The sequence below is a fragment of the Enterococcus sp. AZ091 genome, assembly GCF_051714805.1.
GTDB classification, from domain to species: Bacteria; Bacillota; Bacilli; order Lactobacillales; family Enterococcaceae; genus Enterococcus_D; species Enterococcus_D gallinarum.
In genome coordinates this window covers 416,125-436,273 of sequence record NZ_JBIOSO010000002.1, presented here as the reverse complement: position 1 = coordinate 436,273, position 20,149 = coordinate 416,125, and the positions used below count along the sequence as shown (strand labels likewise).

The window sequence follows — 20,149 nt, the reverse complement described above, 5'->3', positions numbered from 1 at the left end:
AGGAAACACCATGTGTGGGAGATATTTATTTGATCCAAGGACAGGTGAGCTGTCTGATTATTATCAAGAACTAGTCACGATAGCCAAAGAACAAAACAAAAAAATCGCTGTTGATGAAGTTTTCCCTTCCAACCAGGTCGTCACGCTGATTGCCGATGACTCGCAGCAAATCGTACCGATCCTAACCCATTGGGGCTTTACTGGTTTCAAAAAAGGCCAACTTTTAATCAATGCACGAGCAGAAACCGTAGAAGAAAAACGTACTTTCAAGAAGCCATTTCTGGAAAAACGCTGTGCCTTTCCAATGTCTGGCTTTTATGAGTGGGATAGCGATAAGCACAAGTTTCTCTTTGACTCCTCGGAGCCCCTCTACCTTGCTGGTTTCTATCGGAACCATTCTACTGCCAGCGGTTCGGAAGATGAATCCATTATTTTGACGACCAAGCCCAATGCAACGATTGCACCAATCCATGATCGGATGCCTGTTTTGTTGTCGAAGGCAGATGTTTTGCCTTGGATCACGGATGTGACTTTCGCAAGAAACTATCTACTCCAAACGATGCCTGATATTCACCCACAACCTGTTTCGTAAACCAAAACGCCGCCAGAAGAATTTGCTTCTTCTGACGGCTTTTTTTAGCGAGTGACGGCCTTAATAAACAGTAAAGGTCCGTCCTGTCATGATACCAAAAACTGATTTTTCATAGGCAGCAAAAACTTTTTCATCCGCGACAGGCAGAAAGCCTTGGAATGAGGGAGCATAGGTCTCCCAAGAGCCTGCCAGCGCATTCGGACTGACCGCATTGATACGAATGCTACGACCAATTTCTAACGCCGCTGAAGCAACAAAAGCACCGATTGCGCCATTCACCAATGCCGAAGAAGTACCCATCGGAATAAACTCGTCTTGAATGATGCCTGAGGTCAACGTGATACTGCCGCCCTCCGTTAAATAATGCTGTCCGATCAACACTAGATTGACTTGGCCTTGCAGCTTGCTGTCAATGGAGCGCTGATTTTCTTCCGGTGTCAACTCCGCAAAAGGTTTGAAGACGGTACTACCCGCTGCGGAAATAATAGCATCTACAGTACCGATCTCTGCAAACAGCGTCCGAATACTTTCTGGATCAGCAATCTCCACCCGGTAGTCCCCTGCACTTCGACTCGCCGTGATAACCTCAACAGATTTGTCTTGTAAACCAGCCAGCAAAATTTTCCCTAACGTTCCGGTATGTCCCACTAAAAGAACTTTCATCCAATCATCTCATTTCGCTTATTTTTTCTCATTCTACGGCAGATTTTTTCTTTTTACAAACGTTAGCTGTCCTTTTCCTCTTTCCCTTCTTTCTGTGCAGGTAAGTCTTGATTTAAGAGGATAGGATAAAGACAGCTATTGTCAAATTCCGAAAAAAGTTTGAATGTTTTGTGAAACGCCTTCCTTGTAAAAGGACTTCTATGGTATAACTCTAAAAAAGAAGGTGAAGCTTATGAAAAAAGAAGAACTTTGTACAAGTAAATTCTATTTAGCGAAAGTAATCGGACAACCTACCTTACAAAAGATCAAGATCATTCGCTTACTGAGCAATACAGCGACTGTCGAACTTTTAGAAGGGGGCAACTACGGCGTAGCCAAACTCAGTGACATCCAGCCATTGTCCGATTAGCGGTTAGTAAAGACTGCTCTAAAAAAGCGTCAAGCAAACAAGGAAATTCCTAGGCTTGACGCTTCTTCTATCTTATTAAAAAAGTGAGTCTTATCCTTGATGAATCAGAGTTGCTCTGACTGCATTTGGTACATTTGCTGATAGATTCCCCCAGCTTGTACCAGACTGGCATGATTGCCCCGTTCAACGATTCTACCTTGATCTAAAACTAGGATTTGCTCTGCTTGCTTAATCGTTGATAAGCGGTGAGCGATCATAAAAGTGGTCCGTCCTTTTTGCAAGACTGTCATTGCTTTTTGAATGATTGACTCCGTTTCGGTATCAACGTGACTCGTTGCTTCATCTAGAATCAAGATTTTTGGATCAAATACCAAAGCACGGGCAAAGCTGATCAATTGACGTTCGCCACTGGAAAACTCATTGCCTTTTTCTACGACGGGATGATGGATACCTTTCGGGTAACGCGTCAGCAGGTAACCGGCACCAACTTGTTCTAATGCGGATAGGATCATCTCTTCTGTGATTGACGGATCATTCATACCGATATTGCTGGCAATCGTTCCTGTAAATAGATAGGGATCTTGCATCACGATCGCCATCGAACGACGAACGCTGTGACGGTCAAATGCTTCGATCACTTGATCATCGATCGTGATAGTCCCTGCTTGAGGGTCATAAAAACGGAACAGTAAGTTCAAGATACTGGATTTCCCAGATCCTGTATGCCCTACTAATGCGACTGTTTCACCTGCAGATACTTGAAAATCAATCTCGTGTAAAACAGATTGCTCTGGATCATATCCAAAGGTTACTTGATTGAAAGAAACATTTCCTTCTTTGATCGCAATAACTGCTTCTTGCTGTTTTTCAATTGGCTGATCAGCAAACTCGAAGACTCGTTTGCCAGCAGCTAGCGATTGCTGAACATTGGTGATCGTTTGGACCAGACCTTCGATTGGGTCATAGAGTCGATTGATATAATCAATAAAGGCATAAAGCAAACCTGCGGAGATAGCGAGCCGACCATCCAAGAAGAATGCCGATAATGTCGTGATCAGAATCAGGATCGTTGAATTCCGCAAAAGATTGCCCAATCCCCAGGCAATACTCGAATCCAATAACAGATACTTTCGACCTGTCTGAAACCATTTCTCGACGGTTTCATTGAATTCTTTCTGCAGTTGGCCTTCTCTCTGAAAGGCCTGAATAACTGCCATTCCTTGAACAAATTCATTTAGCTGACCACTGATTTGAGAAATATATTCCCGCATGGCAATATTATAACGGGAAGCATACTTCGTATAGACATGTTGCCAAATACCCAGAATCGGAATCAGAATAAGCATAGCCAATCCTAGAGTATGATTCAGGAAAAAGAGTGCCAAGAAAGCCCCAATGATTTGAATGATATTGCTCATCAAATTACTGATGACGATCACATAGAAATTGGAGCGCAAAACTTCCGTGTCATTCGTGATTCGCGCGACTACTTTCCCAGCAGGAATCTGATCAAAATAAGAAACGGGCAATTGATGCATATGGTCAAAAAGCTGGTCCCGCATTTTCTTCACAATGCGATTTGACATTTTACGCAGCTGCAGCAAGCTGATATAACGAAAGAGCGAGCCAATCAAATTGATCAGCAAGTAACCCGCTAATAATTGGATCAAGAAAAGGATATTCAAATTCCCTGTCTCAACCGATGGAGTCATGACGCCGTCAATCAATCGTTTGGCAATCAGCGGTGATGTCAATTCCAGTGCAGCACCTAGCAGTAGCAATACTGCACCGATCGAAAATTGTTTTTTGTAATAGCCTACATAAGACAGCAGGCGCTTAATCGTTGAGAACATCTTGATCGTCCTCCTTTAACTGTTGATGATAATATTGCTCTTGGTACCATCCAGGAACTGCGATCAGCTCCTGATGGGTCCCTCTTTGGATAACATGCCCATCTTCCAAAACAATCACTTGATCGGCGTCCGTGATGGCGGATAAGCGGTGGGTCACGATGATCGAAGTCGGTGCATCTGTCATTGCTTTAAGGTTTGCGATGATCGTTTGCTCTGTTTTTGCATCGACAGCTGACAAAGCATCATCCAGCAACAGTACATCACTCCTTCGCAGAAAGGCCCGTGCTAGCGACAAACGTTGCTTTTGACCCCCTGATAAAGAAACTCCCTTTTCACCGACTAATGTTTCAAGGCCTTCTGGCATCCGTTTGATGTCTTCAGCGAAACATGCGAGTGATAACGCTTGCCATAAGCGTTCTTCGGATGCGTCTGGATCCCCGAACAATAGGTTTTCGCGAATCGTTCGTGAAAACAACGTATGCTCTTGCGGAACTTCCGCAAAGTGACGACGAATCTCTTCTGTCTGAAAAGCAGTCAAAGGCTGCCCATTGATCATTGGCATTTGATTTGAATACGGGTACCGATGTCCGAACTGACGTAGCAAGGAAGTCTTACCACTACCTGTTTTGCCGACGATCCCCAACACTTCTCCTTTGGTAATAGTCAGATCAACGTCTTGTAAGACAAATCGTTCCGTATTCGGATATTTGAAACTGTACTCAGAGAATTCAATTGTTTGGATCATCGGTACAAGTTGTTGTCCTGTAGATTCTAGCTGATCGCCAGTCTGCAATACTTCATTGATCCGACGCCAAGAAGCAGCCCCTTGCTGCATCACATTTACCAGATCTCCTGCTGAAATCATCGGCCAAACCACCATCGTTAGATAGACTTGGAAAGATACCATCGCACCAATAGTGATTTGTTGATTGGCTACTAGGAAAGCCCCGATCCCGAAACTCATCACAAAACTAATCGCCAAAATGATTGTAATCAGCGGCCCAAAACGGGAATCAATCTCGGAAACGATGTCGTTTTTTTCACGAGTTTCTGTTGTTTTTTGCTGAAATTGCTGCGTCGTTGCTGCTTCTAAGCCGAATGCCCGTACCACTCGGATACCATCGATGATCTCCAACACTTCACTATTCATCTCTGAAACAGAGTTTTGTGCTTCTGTAAAAGCTTTATCTACTTGCGAACCCCATTTGAAAATGTAGTACGCCAAGAGGGGCATAGGAATCAGTGCAATGATTGTCAATACCCAAGAGACTGTAATCGCCATCATGGCAACGATGAAACTCAAATAGAGACTCGTATTCAAGAAAACCATCAACCCATAGCCTACGGTCATTCCCATGACTTGAACATCGTCACTAGAACGAGTCATTAAGTCTCCCGTTCGAAACCGATGATAAAAGGGAGCCCCCATGTTTAAGAAATGCTTCATCAATTGCTGACGCAATTGCTTTTGCAAATCGTATGATCCGATAAATAAATTAAATGTCCAAATAAATTCTGCAATATAGCCTAAAAGTATCGCACCGGCAAACAAGCTGACATAGCGAATCAAAATTGCCATCGTAAAGTCATCTTGAATCAGTGCATCAATGAATAAGCGCAAAATATAGATCGGTGCTACATACATCGCACTGGCAATAACCATAAAAATAAATACGATTGCATAACGCAATTTATGCGCTTTAAAATACGTCGTTAATTGTTGTAAAATATATTTCATTTTCTTCCCTCTCAATCTAAAAAAGTACACAAAAAAGCTCTGCCCTTTCGGAAAAAGGACAGAGCATAACGTCAAAAAATATCGACACTATCTTTGTACTAACGGATTACCGAATAAGGGATTAACTACTATTTTGTTGTTTGCGAATTTTGCTGTAACGTTTTGCATCGTAATCCCTCCTTCTTTTTTTATTTGCTGACTACAAGTAACACTTTACAGATAACTATGAGAATTTGCAAGAATTTTTATTAATTTTTTTTTAAAATGATTGACTTTCTTATAGTCCTTTTCATCACTTAATGATAAAAAAAGACCCTTTATTCTTTTCCCATTCTGTAATAATTTTTCTTGTTCTTTTTTCTCTTTTGTCTTGATAATCCTTAGTCTGTCAAGACAAAGGACGCCATTATTTGGCACAAAAAAAAGTTTTTCATAATCCGCCCACAAAGAAATCTGCTCCCAAAAAAAGACTTCCTGCATGGGAAGTCTTTTCTTAAAAAAGTTTCGTTTTTCAACACTTTGTTCTTTACTATTTTAATAATCGACAAACTATTACTCGTTTGAGCAGGCTTATGAAGGTCATTTTCGTCTCTTTTTTGCCGCGCTTTTTTTGAAATAGGATGTCCGATACCAGTTCAGAAGATGAAGAAATGGGGAACATCCTTTTAGGTCTTAAATAAAATGTTCATCCTTCAAAAATTCCAATACTTGATTTTTCAATGTATCCGTATCAGAAGCTTCCTGACGACGATTAGGTGAGACCGCAGGCTGAGCGATCGATTCGACGGTTTCTTGTAGAGATTCTGGCGGCAATTCCAGCAATTGGAAACTATCTACTACAACTTCGGCACCATAGACAGATTGTCCTTCCTTGGTTTCAAAAGGACACATATGCAAATGTCCATTGATTTTAACACTTGCACCTTTCTGGGTATACCGCAAAAAAGTTTCTGCTTGCTTGCCGTTGATAACACAAGCAAACCATTCTGTTTGCAACTGTTCGCTTGTTTGCCACTGTGCAGCGACTGCTAAATTAAACCGTACACACGTATTATTTGCTGCTGCAGAAGCCAGTTGTTCTCGACTGGGCATCTCATTAATTTTCCCAGTAAGGATCACCTTGTTCGTTGCCACGTTACTCCCTCACTCTACATTTTATTTAGACTCGCACTAATGCAAGATTAGCCATAGTCTATCACAAAAAAAATTTCTTGCAATTCTTTTGAGAACATCTATAGTGATCTTCTACAGTTTTTGTCGCTGACTTTTAAACAAAATTTAATCGAGCTTAGCCTTCATCAGTCGTTGAATCTATTTCAGAGACATACGTCCACGTCATGCCATTGTCTTCTGAGGTAAATACACCTTTGACTGTACCACCTTTGTAATCCCCCATGGGACCTTGATTGACCATAACTTTTAACTTTCCATCTTCTAGATAAGGTGCTTCAGCAACCACGAAAACCTTCTTCCATTCATCAGGCATTTCAAAAGCAGCTTCCAGCCATGTGTTTCCTCCGTCTGTCGTCACATAGAGGCTTGGTTCTGTTGGCGTTACTCCGCCGAAACTCATAAAGCCAACATTCTCGTTGAGGTAGCATGCGTCCGTCAAGAGTCGGCTGATTCCCTTAGCCACTTGCTTTTCCTGCCAAGTTTTGCCACCATCTTGGGTCACATATGAGAGATAACCTTCCTGCCCCATTACGCGGCCACCAGATAAGAAAATGTAACCAAAACCGTCTTGCCCAAATGTCAATTTGCGAAAACGTACAGCTGCTGTCTGCTCTGCCAGAGCAACATTCTTCCACGTATTTCCTTGATTTTCCGTATAAGTATAATAGACATTTTGAGTTGGACTGCCCTCACTAGCATATTCCGTTCGGATAAATCCAGTCCGTTCAGGAGTCAAAATATAGCTGCCAGCGATCAGCGCTTGTTTGTCGCCACTATACTCGCCGCCAAAAAAATCATCTAACGGATAGGGCAGAATGATTTGATGTTTCCAGCTATCATAAGTTAATTTCAATTGACTCTTACCAATTTCTGTTTTATACGCAATCGTCTGATTCGTTTCCTTTGAGGTGGTCATTTGATTGTTCTTATCGGTGATCGCACTTAGATCTCCCGCATCTACATTCGTGATCGCTTTGTCCCCTTGAGCAGTCGTAGCAACCTTAACTTGCCAACAAATGTCCCGCACAGAACCGTCATCGGAAACTTTCCCCCAATAAGATGTCATTGTCTCACGATTGATGGACTTGGGCCACACAGTAAATTTTACCGTCAGCAGCCCATCTTGATAGGTTGCACCACTCACACTGTAAGAATCGATCCGTACATCTTCTTGCACCTTCACAGAAGAAAAATAGCGCATCAAATCATAAAATAAATTAAATCCTTGTGTATTCGGATCATAGTTAAATTCGCTTTCAAAGGGCAGAAATTGATTAAAATAAGTAACGGGTTGTTCTTTGATAGCGGATTGGTTTACTTGAGAAGTCTCTACAGTTGATGATTTTGAACCACTCGAACTGACCGCTCGTCCTACAGAAAAGCCAATGATGAACCAGATGACTAGCCCAATCACAATCAGTGTCAAACCGACAGCTAACGCTACCCGAATTGCTGCTATTTTTTTATGCTCTTTCACGGGAAAAACCCACCTTTTGTTTTCAATTACTTGAAGTATAATGAAAAGTTTCTTTTCTCACAAGGTGCTTTTTCACTTCTTAAGAAATTAAGAAAAGGGTACCTCATTAAATAGTTTTTAGAAAAAACAAAAGCATTCGCAAAAAAGTGACATACTTCAGGCTTTCCAAAGATGGAAAAACTGAAGTATGTCATTTCTAACCATTCTACTGTTTCTTTCACTATTTATTCTTATATTGCTTCTCTGGTTTCTTCACACACGTTGATTAATGGATCAGGTTATTCCTTCAGATACCTTCTAAACATCTCCTATCATCTAATAAATATGTGCGAACTTGCGATACAAAATATAATGAACCAGTAATAAAAAGAGTATCTTTCGATCCCATTTTAGCAACAATCTCCTTAATACCTTGTTGCCACTCTTGATAATATTTAAATTGGCTATTTTCTCGAACAAGATCTTCTTTTTTCAACGCTTTCGGGTAATCGAATGTGGTTATTATAAGGCAATTATTAGGGATTTGCTGCATCTGTCGGATCATTTTCCTACTATTTTTGGTTGTTAGCGCTGAAAACAAAATATATTTCTTTCCTTGTTGAAATTTTTCTGTAACTGTATCAACAAATTCTTTTATGGCATGTGGATTGTGTGCCCCATCGATAATGATCGTCGGTTGTGAACTGATTTTCTCCATACGACCTGGCCATCGCGCTTTTTCTAAAGCTTTCTGTATGCTCTCTTTTTGTATCGCTTTGTTTTGCTGCTGACAATAAAGCAAAAAAAGTTGAAGGGCAGTTGCTGCATTTTCCACTTGGTATTTTCCACATAAAGGAATTCTAAGATTTAAAAATTGAAAGTCTTCATTTTCGAAGTGAAACATTTCTCCACTTATAGAATCCTTAGGACTATGACTTTCAGGGCTTTGCCTCACATAGTGAACTTGGTAAGAGGTATTTTTCTTAGAGAGTGGCGCATTTTTTTTAGAAGCGACTTCTTCAATTATTTTCACTGCATTTTGCGAAATGTTTCCTGTAACAATAGGTATGTTTTTTTTGATAATGCCAGCTTTTTGCAAGGCAATTTCTTCCTCAGTTTCGCCTAATATATCTGTATGATCTAATCCAATCGTAGTAATAGCAGTTAAAATTGGTATAAAAACATTCGTACTGTCCCATTTCCCCCCGATACCTGCCTCGAAAATTGCGATGTCTGCGTGCTTTTGAAAATAAGAAAAGGCCATTGCAGTCAATATCTCAAATTCTGTTATTCCCTGATAGCGTGTATCCTCATCCATACTATCTACCAGAGGGCGAAATTCATTTGCTAGCTGGACAAATTCTTCTGCGGAGATTGCTTTCCCATTAATCGAAATACGTTCATAAAAACTTTCAATGTACGGCGAAGTAAATGTACCCACTGCTAGCTTCTGCATTTCTAATAAACAACGCAAGTAAGTTACCGTCGAACCTTTTCCATTTGTTCCTGCGATGTGAATCCCGATAGTATTCTTTTCGGGATGACCGCACAGCTTCAGTAGCTCGTTGACTCGTATCAAACCAGGCCGCGATCCAAATTTTTTGCGCGAATGAATCCAGCGTACTGCTTCATCTCCTGTTTTAAACATTCTTATCATCCCCAATAGAATTGTTAGTTCGTTTAGAAAACATTACGAGCGAAGCGTTTCAAAGGAATCGCATGACCAAAGAATACGATCATGGCTGTTTGTACAGGTAGCATGATCACCGCTTTGACGATACGTATTCCCCAAAGTTTCGTATCGGTCAAAGGAATTGCATACATCATCGACAACCAAATTGGTGTCAGACACAAACTGATAATTAATGTATTGCAAAGAACACATAGAAAAGAATTTTTTATTGTAATGGGCTTTTTATAAAAAAAGTAGCCATAAAGCAAACCTGCAATGAATGAATTCAGTGTAAAGCCAATGAAAAAAGGAGCTTTCCCTAAAAGAGTATTCCCGATAATATCAGCAATTGAAGCACCAATTGCTGTCCACCAAGGGCCAAATAAACTAGCCATAACCACTTCTGGAACAAAATCAAAGGTAATTTTCAACAGCTGGGTTTCAAACCCTAATACTTGAGACAAAACGACCATTAATCCAATCAGTAATCCCATTGTTGCGATAATATGTGCGTCGATTTTTTTCTTCATTCTTAGCATCTCCTTTAATAGAGCTGCTACACAATTAATTTATGCAGCGAATGCAAAGATAGAATCGTGAAATTTGTTTCTTCGTCTAAAAGGCAACATCCCATCCTTATAGCACTTAACGCTCTATCTTCTACTCTGTTTTTTTATTTTTGTCAAAACAGCAATCCTGTTGTTTGCAAGATTCTGTTTCTCTGATGAACTAGATTCCACTTGTATAAATGTTTCATCTTTTATAACCAGCATTTCATTTTTTTGCAACATTTGTCGCTGTGTCCTATCGCCCAGAAGCACTATTGAAAGATTCTCCAATGCATAAATGACAGCAATAGTCTGCGGTTTAATAAAATGCATCTCATTTCCTTTAAGCGCCTGAACAAAGACGTCGTAATCGTCTTTAAAAATAACATTAAAATCTTGACACTCACCCTGACACGTTGTTTTTAATTTACCATCGAAATGGTGGGGCTCAAAAGCATTTAGGCTAATCCAAGAACCTAATTGCCCTAATCTAACTGGATTATCCAAAGACATAAGGATTCGTTGATAACCAGTAAAGTCAGAAAATTCCACGGTATTCATAGTCACTGTCGCAGTTGAGAGACGGAAATCAAAATCTCGTTTAGCTAAGCTACTTGAATCAGGTTCCACTAAAAGTTCTGTAGTCTGTCCTCCAGACCACTTTGTGGACAAGTAATCTTCACATGTTTTCTTCTCGATTGTTCCCACACTTCTTCCTTAAACAATATCTAATTCTTCAAATTGACTCAAAATTTTAATATCTTGTGCCACACTGACAAAAGCCTTTTGATCAACATCTTTCATGATTTGATCCAAAATTTCCATTTCGTAAGTAGTAATAACCAAAATCAGAATCGTTTGAGTTTCTTGATTATATGCGCCTAGTGCATATGGAATGATCGTGATTCCACGACTTAATTTTTCTTGCAGAGCTGGGATAACTTCATTCGGCTTTTGCGTAATAATCGTCACCTGAACTTTTTTATGTTTGACATACACTAGATCTGTAACTTTTCCACTTATAAAAATGGATAAAACACTATAAAAAGCATAGGGCCAGCCAAATAAATAACCGGCTACCAATACAATGACTCCATTCAAAACAATCGAAATCACGCCAATACTTCGACCGGTGATTTGTCTGATTGTAAGAATGAGCGCATCCATACCACCAGTTGAAAGTCCATATTTTAATGCCAGCCCCAAAGAAAAGCCATTGATTGTTCCCCCAAAAATGGCGCAAATAATCGGATCTGTAGTTAGCTCAGTACTTGGGACGATGTGGATGGCAAATGATGCAACCGTTACACAAATAACCGTATAGATGACAAACTTGCGATTAATTTTGAACCATGCAAGCATAAACATTGGAACATTCAGGAGATAATATATAACTGAAATAGGGACTTCAATATGGCTTTTAGCAAGACCAGTCGCAATGATTTGTGCGATCCCAGTTAAGCCGCCGGCATAAATATTCCCTGGCTGCCAAAAAAGATTCAGCGCCAAGGAATATAAAAAGGCATAAATAAGAATCACTGTTAATTTTGTAACCACCTCTTGCCAGATATCTATTCTTTTAAAACGTGACATAATCCTCTTTCCTTTTCTTTAAATAAAAGGAAGACATCGCTTCCTCTGATATCGGTCAATCGGCACAAATCACGTCATACCTTTAAAACTGCAGATCCAATGTCACTTGTTTCTCAATTTCTTTTAAGAAATCTCTATCTTCTAAAACGGTAGTTGCTTTGTTTAATTCATCATACATTTCGATGTCTTTATCATGCTCAATAAAGTTTACTTGTCGACGAAATGCAAGATAAGCTGCTTTTGTGCCTTTGCCAAGTCCTGACTGATATCCTTTGATGTCTAATGCTTGGCAAGCCGCCATGATTTCAGTTGCAACGACCCGCCGAGAATTTTTGACGATTTCTAGAGCTGTTCGGGCAGCAGTTGTACCCATGCTAACAAAGTCTTCTTGGTTTTCACAGGATGGTATTGAATCTACACTAGCTGGGTGTGCCAAGATTTTATTTTCTGAAACCAGAGATGCACATGCATATTGTGTGATCATAAAACCAGAGTTCAACCCCGGATGTTTCACCAAGAACGAAGGAAGATTACTTAATTGGTGATTCACCAATCGTTCTACTCTTCGTTCAGATACATTGCCAATCTCAGCGGCAGCAATACCCAAAAAATCAAATGGTTGCGCCAAAGGTTCTCCATGAAAATTCCCTCCGGAAATCACTTCACCATTTCTAGAAATGATTGGATTATCAGTAACTGAATTAATCTCAATTTCTACTTTTTCTTTTACATATGCAATCGAATCTTTACTAGCACCATGAATTTGCGGCATACAACGTAATGTGTAAGGATCTTGAACATGATCTGGTGTCGCTTCCGTAATATAATTACTATCTTCAATTAAACGACGAATATTACGAGCGGTTGCTAATTGCCCACTTTGCGGGCGAATCGTATGAAGGTCTTCTTTAAAAGGACTAGAAATTCCGTCATGAACTTCCAATGAGAGTGCTCCTGCAACATCTGAAAGTTTTAATAACTGAATAGCATCATACGTTGCCAATGCCCCAACCGCGTTCAAAACTGTTGTCCCGTTGATAAAAGCTAATCCTTCTTTGGCACTTAATTGAATCATTTTCAATCCTGCTTTTTCCATTGCTTCTTTCCCAGAATACAACGTGCCCTTATAATAAGCCTTACCTAAACCTAGTAATGGTAAAACCATATGAGCTAATGGGGCTAGATCACCGGATGCTCCTAATGAGCCTTTCTCTGGAATGTAGGGATGGACACCTACGTTCAACATCGCTAACAAGGCTTCTACAGTGCTTAAACGAATACCAGAATAGCCTTTAATCAACGAATTAATTCGAATCAGCATAATAGCTCGCACAATATCTTCCGAAAATGGCTCGCCGTAACCAGCAGAATGAGTACGAATCAAATTTTCTTGTAATTGCACAGTGTCTTCTTTTGAAATACTGACATTACAAAGAGAACCAAATCCCGTATTGACTCCATAAACAACGCGACGTTCCTCTACAATTTTATCAACAATCCTGCGCGACTCTTTCACTGCTTCTTTGGCACTTTCGGCTATTACACATTGACGATGGTTGCGTGCTACAGCCACTACGTCTTCTAAAGTTAGGCTAGCACCATCCAAAATAATCATTTCTTGACTAGGAATGGTATTCTGAGCTTCTTCTTTTATCAACATTTTCATCGTTTTATTCCCCACTTTTCTAATAAATTCCTTCCAAGTATCAGTTTCCACAAGTTTTCTAATTTACTTGCTTCGATTTATTATTGTTTAAGAGTAGATACAAAATGCTTGCTACTATAACTCCAATAACTCCAGCTATTAAATTGATCGGATTGGCCGCAGCGACCATCCAAATACTAACAACTATGGAGATAATTGGAATGACTGGACCAAACGGCAGCCGGAAAGCAGGCACATTTTCCATGTCTTTTTTTCTCAACCAAATAACTGCCAATGCAGTCGGAATGTACTGGAAGAAACGAAAGACTACGGACAGTTCCGCTAATTGTTCAAATGATCCGCTTAGTAGAAAAGCTATGGTTAGTAAACCAGAAAAAATAATAGCAACGATAGGTGCATTTTTATTATTTTTTTTAGCAATCACCTTAGGTAACAATCCTTCATCCGCGATTGAAGCTCCATATCGCGGAATCATCAGAGAATCTCCCATATTCAAGCCAGCAATTGAAATCAAGGCCCCGATTGAAATAATCCATTTCCCAGCTGGTCCAATCATTTCAACAAAAGCATCTTGAACTGGCGCATTGCTTTGTAAAATTCCCGTTCCAAGCATGGCAATCGTTCCCGCAATAATCATAAAATAAAGCAGCGAAACAATACTTATGGATCCAATAATCGCTTTTGGCACATTTTTTTTGGCATTCCGCATTTCTCCAGCTACTACAGGTAAAGCTTCAAAACCAATAAAAGCATAAAAGACAGTGAGTGACGTTGAGGCCATGGCTTTAGATAAAGTCATGTCAGGATTCAATTGTAGAAACGGTGTAAAGTTTCCTTGATTGATTCCATTTTTGATGAAAAAAACTGCAATCAGTGTGAAGGCAATAATTGGAATCAATTTAGCTATTGTAATAACAATCGTAAAAATTTTTGAAGTCTTAATCCCCATACTATTAATCACAGATAAGAAAATAACCAAACAAATGCTAATCAATGTATTCTGTCCTTCTAACGCTGGAAAAGTTTGGATCAGAAGTTTCGCAAAACCTGCAGCCATTGCAGCCCACGCAATAATCGTCACAAACCACCCCAGAACACCAACATTAAATCCAATAAAATCGCCAAATGCTGTTTTCGAATATTGGAAAGCTCCGCCATTCTTATTGAAGTAACCCGCAACTTCGGCGAAGCAAACGGCCAACATCAAAACCAAGACCGCATCTAAAACCATTGCAACAAGAGAAGCAGGACCTAAATCTTGGTAAATGGTTCGGGGCAAAAGAAAAATTCCTGAACCAATTACTGCATTGATTCCGTATAGCGTCGCACCACCAAAGCTAAATTTTGCATTCTCATTTTTCGCTAGCTCTGCGGAGTCAATGTCTTTAATATCCGTTATCTCTGAAACCTCGACATCTTTTTGCATACTATTTCACCTCTTCTTTTTTTATTGTAAAACGCTTTCAATTACACGTTTTATTCTAGTAAGCAGTTCATGTTAGCTATTTTACAAGGAGAGTTCCCTCCACCTCCTTGTAAAATAGCTCTCAACTGCTAGAATAATCCGGTTATATTTCCTTTTTCATCAATATCAATTCTTTCAGCTGCTGGAGATTTTGGTAATCCCGGCATCGTCATAACAGCTCCTGTCAACGCAACAATAAATCCTGCCCCTGCAGATACTTTGAGATTACGGATCATCACAGTAAAATCTTTTGGCGCTCCAAGTAGTGACGCATCATCTGAAAATGAGTATTGGGTTTTTGCCATACAAATTGGATAATTACCAAATCCAAGACGTTCCAATTCCTTTAATTCTTTTTTCGCACTTGGTGCCAATTCTACGCCTGCCCCACCGTATACTTTTTGGACGATTTTATTTAGTTTTTCTTCAATTGAATCATCCAAATCATAGACATAGCTAAAATGATTTGGCTCTTCTGCTAGTGCAACTACTTTTTCCGCCAACTCTTTACCGCCAGCACTTCCTTTCCCCCAAACATCAGATAGAACAACTGCAACGTCCATTTCTTTACAAGCTTTCTCTACCGCAGCTAATTCTGCATCTGTATCTGTTGGAAATTTGTTAATAGCTACAACAACTGGCATCCCGTATACTTCTTTAATATTCTCTAAGTGTTTAGACAAGTTAGGTATTCCAGCAAATACTGCATCGACATTTTCTATTCCTAAATCGCTTTTCTTCACGCCACCGTGCATTTTTAACGCACGAATCGTTGCTACCAAAACAACCGCATCTGGTCGTAGATTAGCTAAACGACATTTGATATCTATAAATTTCTCAGCTCCCAAGTCAGCGCCAAAGCCGGCCTCTGTCACTGCATAATCGGCATACTTTAGCGCAAGTTTCGTTGCCAATACGCTGTTGCATCCATGTGCGATATTTGCAAATGGACCTCCGTGAATAAAAGCAGGGGCATGCTCCAATGTCTGTACAATATTTGGCTGAATTGCCTCTTTTAATAGGGCGGCCATTGCCCCTTCTGCTTTCAAATCCCCAGCAGTTACCGGCTCTCCATCGTAATTATATGCAACGATGATTTTTCTCAGCTTATTTTTTAAGTCAGCAATATCGTTAGCTAAGCATAGAATGGCCATAATTTCTGATGCAACTGTAATGTCATACCCATCCTCACGTGGCACGCCATTTACTCGTCCTTGAAGACCATTTACAATGTGACGCAATTGGCGATCATTCATATCTACCACACGTTTCCAAGTAATTCTGCGAGAATCAATTTGGAGAAGGTTTCCCTGATGAATATGATTATCTAATAGTGCCGCTAATAAATTATTGGCGGCACTAATTGCATGAAAATCACCGGTAAAATGTAAGTTGATGTCCTCCATTGGGACTACTTGAGCATGTCCACCACCAGCAGCACCACCTTTCACACCAAATACAGGACCTAATGAAGGCTCGCGTAATGCAATCACTGCTTTTTTCCCAATGGCTGTCAATGCATCGACGAGACCTACTGAAGTAGTGGTCTTTCCTTCTCCAGCAGGTGTAGGCGTAATTGCGGTCACTAGAATGAGCTTGCCATCCTCTTTGTCATCCAATGACTCAATATTATTGATCTTTGCTTTATATTTTCCATAAAGAGACAGATTTTCTTTAGCAATACCAATTGATTCAGCAATTTCTTCAATCGGCTTCATCACAACAGAATTTGCAATTTCAATATCTGATAAGACCATGTCCATAAACTTCCTTTCTATCTACCAATCTAAATGATTACAGCGATTCAAGTATTTGTTGATAGGTTGCATCAGCAATTTTGCTGCCTTCCTCAACTAGCGATTCCCCGGCTTTGCGGTATTGGCGAACAAACATTTCGTCTTTGATGCTTGCAAGGTTAATCAATACATTCAACCACGCACCTTGTAAAGCTGCCTTTAAATTCAAAGCAGCTACTCCCAAATCACTAGCAGCATTGGTATTTGATTTGCCAACTGCAGTCTGTGTGACTTTTAACGCATCCACAATTTTTTCCATCATAGAAAAAGGTGTAACAGCTGCTCCTTTTAAAGCACTCTGCATTGCTTCTCGGCGGGCTTTTTTTTCTTCTTCGGTTGTTTTTGGAAGTCCAAAAACAGCTGACACTTGATTAAAAGCTTCTGTATCTTCATCAATTGCCCTGAGTAAACTCTCTTGCAAAGATTTAGCTTTTTTTTGCAGTAATTCAATTTCGTCTTCGAACTCTGCATATTTTTTTTTGCCAATCGTGAGTTCTGTCACCATCTTTGTCAAAGCAATTCCCTGTGCGGCAGCTAATGCTGAAGCAGATCCCCCACCTGGTGCCGGTGCATCCGAACCTAAAACAGCAATGAAATCGTTTATTTGCATCTCAACGAGTTTCATGACAATCCCCCTATCAATTCAATAAATGATTTTCGAAAACTTGCTTATTATAATTGAACTCTTCAATCTGTAAATAATACTCAGCACAATCAATCAAGGCTTTTGCTGGCGTTAATCCGATTACTTCACTGCCAATAACCGACACACCATAACGTTTTGCTTCAAAGCGAATCGTTTCAAACACACGATACAGTGGTGTTTTCTCGAAGTTCACCATATTCATAGATACTTGAGCAATATTACGATCTTCAAGCATGACACCAATACCCTTGCAGTATTTCCATCCTCCAGAGGATCCGCGAACAATTTTAGCGATTTTATTGGCAATCTCAATATTATCTGTATCCAAATTCACATTGAATGCAACTAAAGGCATTCTGGCACCCACTGCTGTGACACCAGCGGTTGGATGAATTTTGCGTTCGCCATAATCTGGTTGCCATTCTTCTTCCAAAAGTTTTTCTGGCATTTTCTCAAATTGTCCTTTGCGGATCTTCGCTAAATTTTTACGTACGGGTGTAGTGGCTGAATCTTCATATAGAAAAATGGGAATCTGTAATTCTTCATTGATTCGTTGAGCTACTTTCTTAGAAATAGCAATGCATTCTTCCATAGTGACATCTTTGATCGGCACAAAAGGAACCACATCTGTTGCCCCCATACGAGGATGTTCTCCTTGATGCTTCGTCATATCAATATTCTCACTTGCAAACTTCACTAATTGAAATACTACTTCTTGGATTCCTTCTTCATCACCAACGAGTGTAAAAACACTACGATTATGAGATGTGTCAGAAGAATGATCCAACAATGTGACACCTTTAACATTCTTAGCGATCTCCACCAACCCATCAATAACCTTTTGATTTCTTCCATCACTGAAGTTCGGAATACATTCAATTAATTTTGTCATGGTCTATTGCTCCTTGTTTTTATTTTGAACTTTAGGTACAACATAAATTTGTTCTTACTACATTAAAAAAAATCTATGAATAGCGTTATTTTTATTTCAACACCTCCTAATATCCCAGTTTGTTTGTTACCGCTTTCATTCACCAAAATCAGCTTAACACTCTTTCAAATCGGTTGCAAACTCCGTAAAAAAAAGCTTTTCATAATTTTTTCATAATTAAAATTCTGTTTTTTTTTGGAAAATCCGCCTAATTGTCTTCCGCATTTTTTTGTCTTTTATTTTATTTGACCTTTTTTTGACTTTCTTTTTTAAACTGAAGGTAACCTATCGTTGCGCATTGAATAAAAAACAAGACAGACTTTATTTAATCTTTTTGATTTCTTTTACAAAGTACTTTTTTTGCTTGAATAGGTACACTCATAAACAAAAATTTGTAATCAACACATAAAAAATCCTCAAGCTTTATTTTTGACGTTTAATAGTCGGTGCCCTTCGTTTTTTATACATAAACATTAGAAAAAAATAATTATTATGCCGATAATTCTTTTGAACTTTTGGAAAATTATCAGCAAATAAAGAGGTGGAAACATGAAGAAAATTGTTTTGTTGATTGATTTTGGCAGCACATATACAAAATTAACTCTGGTCGATCCTAGCGCCATGGAAGTCCTTCATACAGCTCAGATTCCCACAAGTAGTCAAGAAGGGTTACAGTTGTGCTATACAGAAGGGAAAAAAGCATTACTTCAAACGTTAAAATTTTCTGATCAAGTAAAGATAGAAGAACATTTCTGTTCTTCCGCATGGGGAGGCTTTAAAATGATTGCCATTGGTTTAACTGAGAGTTTGACATTAGAAGCGGCGAAAAGAGCGGCTCTGGGGGCAGGCAGTCGTATTCTTCAAACTTTTTGTTATCGTTTGACACTGGACCAGCTTGAGGAAATAGAACAACAAAAGCCAGATGTTGTTTTGTTGACAGGAGGATGTAATGGTGGAAATCAAGAAATCATCCGTCACAATGCCCGTCTTCTTGCTCAACTTTCTACAGAGATTGCATTGATTGTAGCTGGCAACGAAGACAGCTATGGAGAATTATCTAAGCTCTTGCAAGATCGAAATAATACTTACTTTACCGAAAACGTGATGCCTGATGTTAATAAGCTGAATCCTATTCCGGTTAGAAAAATTGCCCAAAAAGTTTTCTTAGAAAAAATTGTTCATTCAAAAGGGATCCATCAAGTTGCAGCTCACGCAAGTGCCCCCATCATCCCCACCCCTAAAGCTGTATTAGCTGCAGCCATGCTATTAAAAGAAGGGACACAAACTTCGAAAGGTTTTGGGAATTTAGTCGTTGTTGACATTGGGGGAGCGACAACAGATATTCATTCTGTTGGAGATGGTTTACCCCAAGCAGAAAATGTTTACTTTGAAGGATTGGAAGAACCCTATTTGAAGCGTACCGTAGAAGGTGATCTCGGTATGCGTTCTTCTGCAGCAAGCTTGCTAAGGTGCATTGTAGAAGATTCCAATCGAATCAGGGCATTGTCTTCTTGGAAATTTACGACCCTTCAAGCTGCTTGCTATTATAGATGTAGTCATCCAACATATGTACCAAAGACACGAGAAGAATGCCTAATTGATCAATTTTTAGCTCAATCGGCAACGGCTATCGCTTTAGAGAGACATGCTGGAAAGATAAGAAAAGAATATACGCCAAATCGTACAATCTACTACCAGCATGGAAAAGATCTTCGAAATTTCCAAACAATCATTGGTACTGGTGGCGTTATCATTCATAGTCAATCTCCTAAAAAAATAGTTAAACCTGACATCAAGGGCATGTCTAATACTTTGCTACCAGTAGATCCGCAAATTCTTATTGACCAAGACTACCTTTTATCTGCAATGGGACTTTTAAGTCAAAACTATCCCGAAGCAGCATTGAACATTCTAAAGAAGAAACTTTATCGACTCAACCCTTAGTTGT

The 20,149-nt window shown here is 39.6% G+C and carries 18 protein-coding genes and 1 riboswitch; of the genes, 3 read left to right on the top strand and 15 right to left on the bottom strand.

Going from position 1 to position 20,149, the window contains the following annotated elements:
• The first annotated feature begins 10 nt into the window (after window positions 1-10).
• Window positions 11-592 (top strand): SOS response-associated peptidase, encoded by a 582-nt coding sequence (locus IGJ28_RS14505; RefSeq protein WP_103301012.1) that lies wholly within the window; start codon window positions 11-13, stop codon window positions 590-592.
• Between the two features lie 60 nt (window positions 593-652).
• On the opposite strand, the gene IGJ28_RS14500 is transcribed toward IGJ28_RS14505, so the two are convergent.
• Window positions 653-1,255: a short chain dehydrogenase gene (locus IGJ28_RS14500; protein ID WP_081131564.1), complete on the bottom strand. Its 603-nt coding sequence runs from the start codon at window positions 1,253-1,255 to the stop codon at window positions 653-655.
• A gap of 232 nt (window positions 1,256-1,487) precedes the next feature.
• Between IGJ28_RS14500 and IGJ28_RS14495 the strand changes: the two genes are divergently transcribed.
• Entirely contained in the window at window positions 1,488-1,664 is a 177-nt protein-coding gene (locus IGJ28_RS14495) for a hypothetical protein (protein ID WP_252711515.1), read from the top strand.
• Window positions 1,665-1,768: 104 nt separating this feature from the next.
• Here the strand turns inward: IGJ28_RS14495 and IGJ28_RS14490 are convergent, their stop codons facing one another.
• From IGJ28_RS14490 to ftcD, 14 genes are all read right to left on the bottom strand, one after another.
• A complete protein-coding gene (locus IGJ28_RS14490) occupies window positions 1,769-3,517 on the bottom strand; it encodes an ABC transporter ATP-binding protein (protein WP_252711516.1) in 1,749 nt (582 codons plus the stop codon).
• Window positions 3,501-5,255 carry an ABC transporter ATP-binding protein gene (locus IGJ28_RS14485; RefSeq protein WP_081131566.1) on the bottom strand — a complete coding sequence of 585 codons (1,755 nt, stop codon included), beginning with the start codon at window positions 5,253-5,255 and terminating at the stop codon, window positions 3,501-3,503. Before IGJ28_RS14485 ends, IGJ28_RS14490 begins: the two co-directional genes overlap by 17 nt.
• A 213-nt stretch (window positions 5,256-5,468) precedes the next feature.
• Window positions 5,469-5,735 (bottom strand): hypothetical protein, encoded by a 267-nt coding sequence (locus IGJ28_RS14480; protein ID WP_252711517.1) that lies wholly within the window; start codon window positions 5,733-5,735, stop codon window positions 5,469-5,471.
• 192 nt (window positions 5,736-5,927) lie between these two features.
• Window positions 5,928-6,389, bottom strand: coding sequence for a single-stranded DNA-binding protein (locus IGJ28_RS14475; RefSeq protein ID WP_003125737.1), 462 nt, complete (start codon window positions 6,387-6,389; stop codon window positions 5,928-5,930).
• Between the two features lie 154 nt (window positions 6,390-6,543).
• The gene (locus IGJ28_RS14470; protein WP_005470649.1) at window positions 6,544-7,905 is read right to left on the bottom strand and encodes a WD40/YVTN/BNR-like repeat-containing protein; all 1,362 of its coding nucleotides are present in this window, start codon (window positions 7,903-7,905) and stop codon (window positions 6,544-6,546) included.
• A 286-nt stretch (window positions 7,906-8,191) separates the two neighbouring features.
• Complete coding sequence (locus IGJ28_RS14465; RefSeq protein ID WP_369915089.1) at window positions 8,192-9,541, bottom strand: bifunctional folylpolyglutamate synthase/dihydrofolate synthase; 1,350 nt, start codon at window positions 9,539-9,541, stop codon at window positions 8,192-8,194.
• A gap of 23 nt (window positions 9,542-9,564) precedes the next feature.
• On the bottom strand, window positions 9,565-10,086 hold the full coding sequence (locus IGJ28_RS14460; protein WP_029486503.1) for a folate family ECF transporter S component: 522 nt from the start codon (window positions 10,084-10,086) through the stop codon (window positions 9,565-9,567).
• 42 nt (window positions 10,087-10,128) lie between these two features.
• A riboswitch (THF riboswitch) is annotated at window positions 10,129-10,226 on the bottom strand.
• Entirely contained in the window at window positions 10,210-10,812 is a 603-nt protein-coding gene (locus IGJ28_RS14455; RefSeq protein ID WP_086269046.1) for a HutD family protein, read from the bottom strand. (Overlaps the previous riboswitch by 17 nt.)
• A 9-nt stretch (window positions 10,813-10,821) precedes the next feature.
• Window positions 10,822-11,697 carry a YitT family protein gene (locus tag IGJ28_RS14450; protein WP_003125730.1) on the bottom strand — a complete coding sequence of 292 codons (876 nt, stop codon included), beginning with the start codon at window positions 11,695-11,697 and terminating at the stop codon, window positions 10,822-10,824.
• Between the two features lie 82 nt (window positions 11,698-11,779).
• Window positions 11,780-13,312: a histidine ammonia-lyase gene (hutH, locus tag IGJ28_RS14445; RefSeq protein ID WP_113850286.1), complete on the bottom strand. Its 1,533-nt coding sequence runs from the start codon at window positions 13,310-13,312 to the stop codon at window positions 11,780-11,782.
• Window positions 13,313-13,421: 109 nt separating this feature from the next.
• Window positions 13,422-14,789 carry an APC family permease gene (locus IGJ28_RS14440; protein WP_003125727.1) on the bottom strand — a complete coding sequence of 456 codons (1,368 nt, stop codon included), beginning with the start codon at window positions 14,787-14,789 and terminating at the stop codon, window positions 13,422-13,424.
• 128 nt (window positions 14,790-14,917) lie between these two features.
• Window positions 14,918-16,585: a formate--tetrahydrofolate ligase gene (locus IGJ28_RS14435; RefSeq protein WP_252711519.1), complete on the bottom strand. Its 1,668-nt coding sequence runs from the start codon at window positions 16,583-16,585 to the stop codon at window positions 14,918-14,920.
• A 37-nt stretch (window positions 16,586-16,622) separates the two neighbouring features.
• The gene (locus IGJ28_RS14430; protein WP_252711520.1) at window positions 16,623-17,249 is read right to left on the bottom strand and encodes a cyclodeaminase/cyclohydrolase family protein; all 627 of its coding nucleotides are present in this window, start codon (window positions 17,247-17,249) and stop codon (window positions 16,623-16,625) included.
• 13 nt (window positions 17,250-17,262) lie between these two features.
• Entirely contained in the window at window positions 17,263-18,162 is a 900-nt protein-coding gene (gene ftcD, locus IGJ28_RS14425) for a glutamate formimidoyltransferase (protein ID WP_003125723.1), read from the bottom strand.
• 588 nt (window positions 18,163-18,750) lie between these two features.
• Between ftcD and glmL the strand changes: the two genes are divergently transcribed.
• The gene (glmL, locus tag IGJ28_RS14420) at window positions 18,751-20,145 is read left to right on the top strand and encodes a methylaspartate mutase accessory protein GlmL (RefSeq protein ID WP_252711521.1); all 1,395 of its coding nucleotides are present in this window, start codon (window positions 18,751-18,753) and stop codon (window positions 20,143-20,145) included.
• The last annotated feature ends 4 nt before the right edge of the window (window positions 20,146-20,149 follow it).

Coding starts and splice junctions, on each gene's coding strand:
- IGJ28_RS14505 (WP_103301012.1), top strand. CDS start 11: ATGTGTGGGAGATATTTATTTGATCCAAGGACAGGTGAGCTGTCTGAT.
- IGJ28_RS14500 (WP_081131564.1), bottom strand. CDS start 1,255: ATGAAAGTTCTTTTAGTGGGACATACCGGAACGTTAGGGAAAATTTTG.
- IGJ28_RS14495 (WP_252711515.1), top strand. CDS start 1,488: ATGAAAAAAGAAGAACTTTGTACAAGTAAATTCTATTTAGCGAAAGTA.
- IGJ28_RS14490 (WP_252711516.1), bottom strand. CDS start 3,517: ATGTTCTCAACGATTAAGCGCCTGCTGTCTTATGTAGGCTATTACAAA.
- IGJ28_RS14485 (WP_081131566.1), bottom strand. CDS start 5,255: ATGAAATATATTTTACAACAATTAACGACGTATTTTAAAGCGCATAAA.
- IGJ28_RS14480 (WP_252711517.1), bottom strand. CDS start 5,735: ATGCAGGAAGTCTTTTTTTGGGAGCAGATTTCTTTGTGGGCGGATTAT.
- IGJ28_RS14465 (WP_369915089.1), bottom strand. CDS start 9,541: ATGATAAGAATGTTTAAAACAGGAGATGAAGCAGTACGCTGGATTCAT.
- IGJ28_RS14460 (WP_029486503.1), bottom strand. CDS start 10,086: ATGAAGAAAAAAATCGACGCACATATTATCGCAACAATGGGATTACTG.
- IGJ28_RS14450 (WP_003125730.1), bottom strand. CDS start 11,697: ATGTCACGTTTTAAAAGAATAGATATCTGGCAAGAGGTGGTTACAAAA.
- hutH (WP_113850286.1), bottom strand. CDS start 13,312: ATGATTATTTTGGATGGTGCTAGCCTAACTTTAGAAGACGTAGTGGCT.
- IGJ28_RS14440 (WP_003125727.1), bottom strand. CDS start 14,789: ATGCAAAAAGATGTCGAGGTTTCAGAGATAACGGATATTAAAGACATT.
- IGJ28_RS14435 (WP_252711519.1), bottom strand. CDS start 16,585: ATGGTCTTATCAGATATTGAAATTGCAAATTCTGTTGTGATGAAGCCG.
- IGJ28_RS14430 (WP_252711520.1), bottom strand. CDS start 17,249: ATGAAACTCGTTGAGATGCAAATAAACGATTTCATTGCTGTTTTAGGT.
- ftcD (WP_003125723.1), bottom strand. CDS start 18,162: ATGACAAAATTAATTGAATGTATTCCGAACTTCAGTGATGGAAGAAAT.
- glmL (WP_252711521.1), top strand. CDS start 18,751: ATGAAGAAAATTGTTTTGTTGATTGATTTTGGCAGCACATATACAAAA.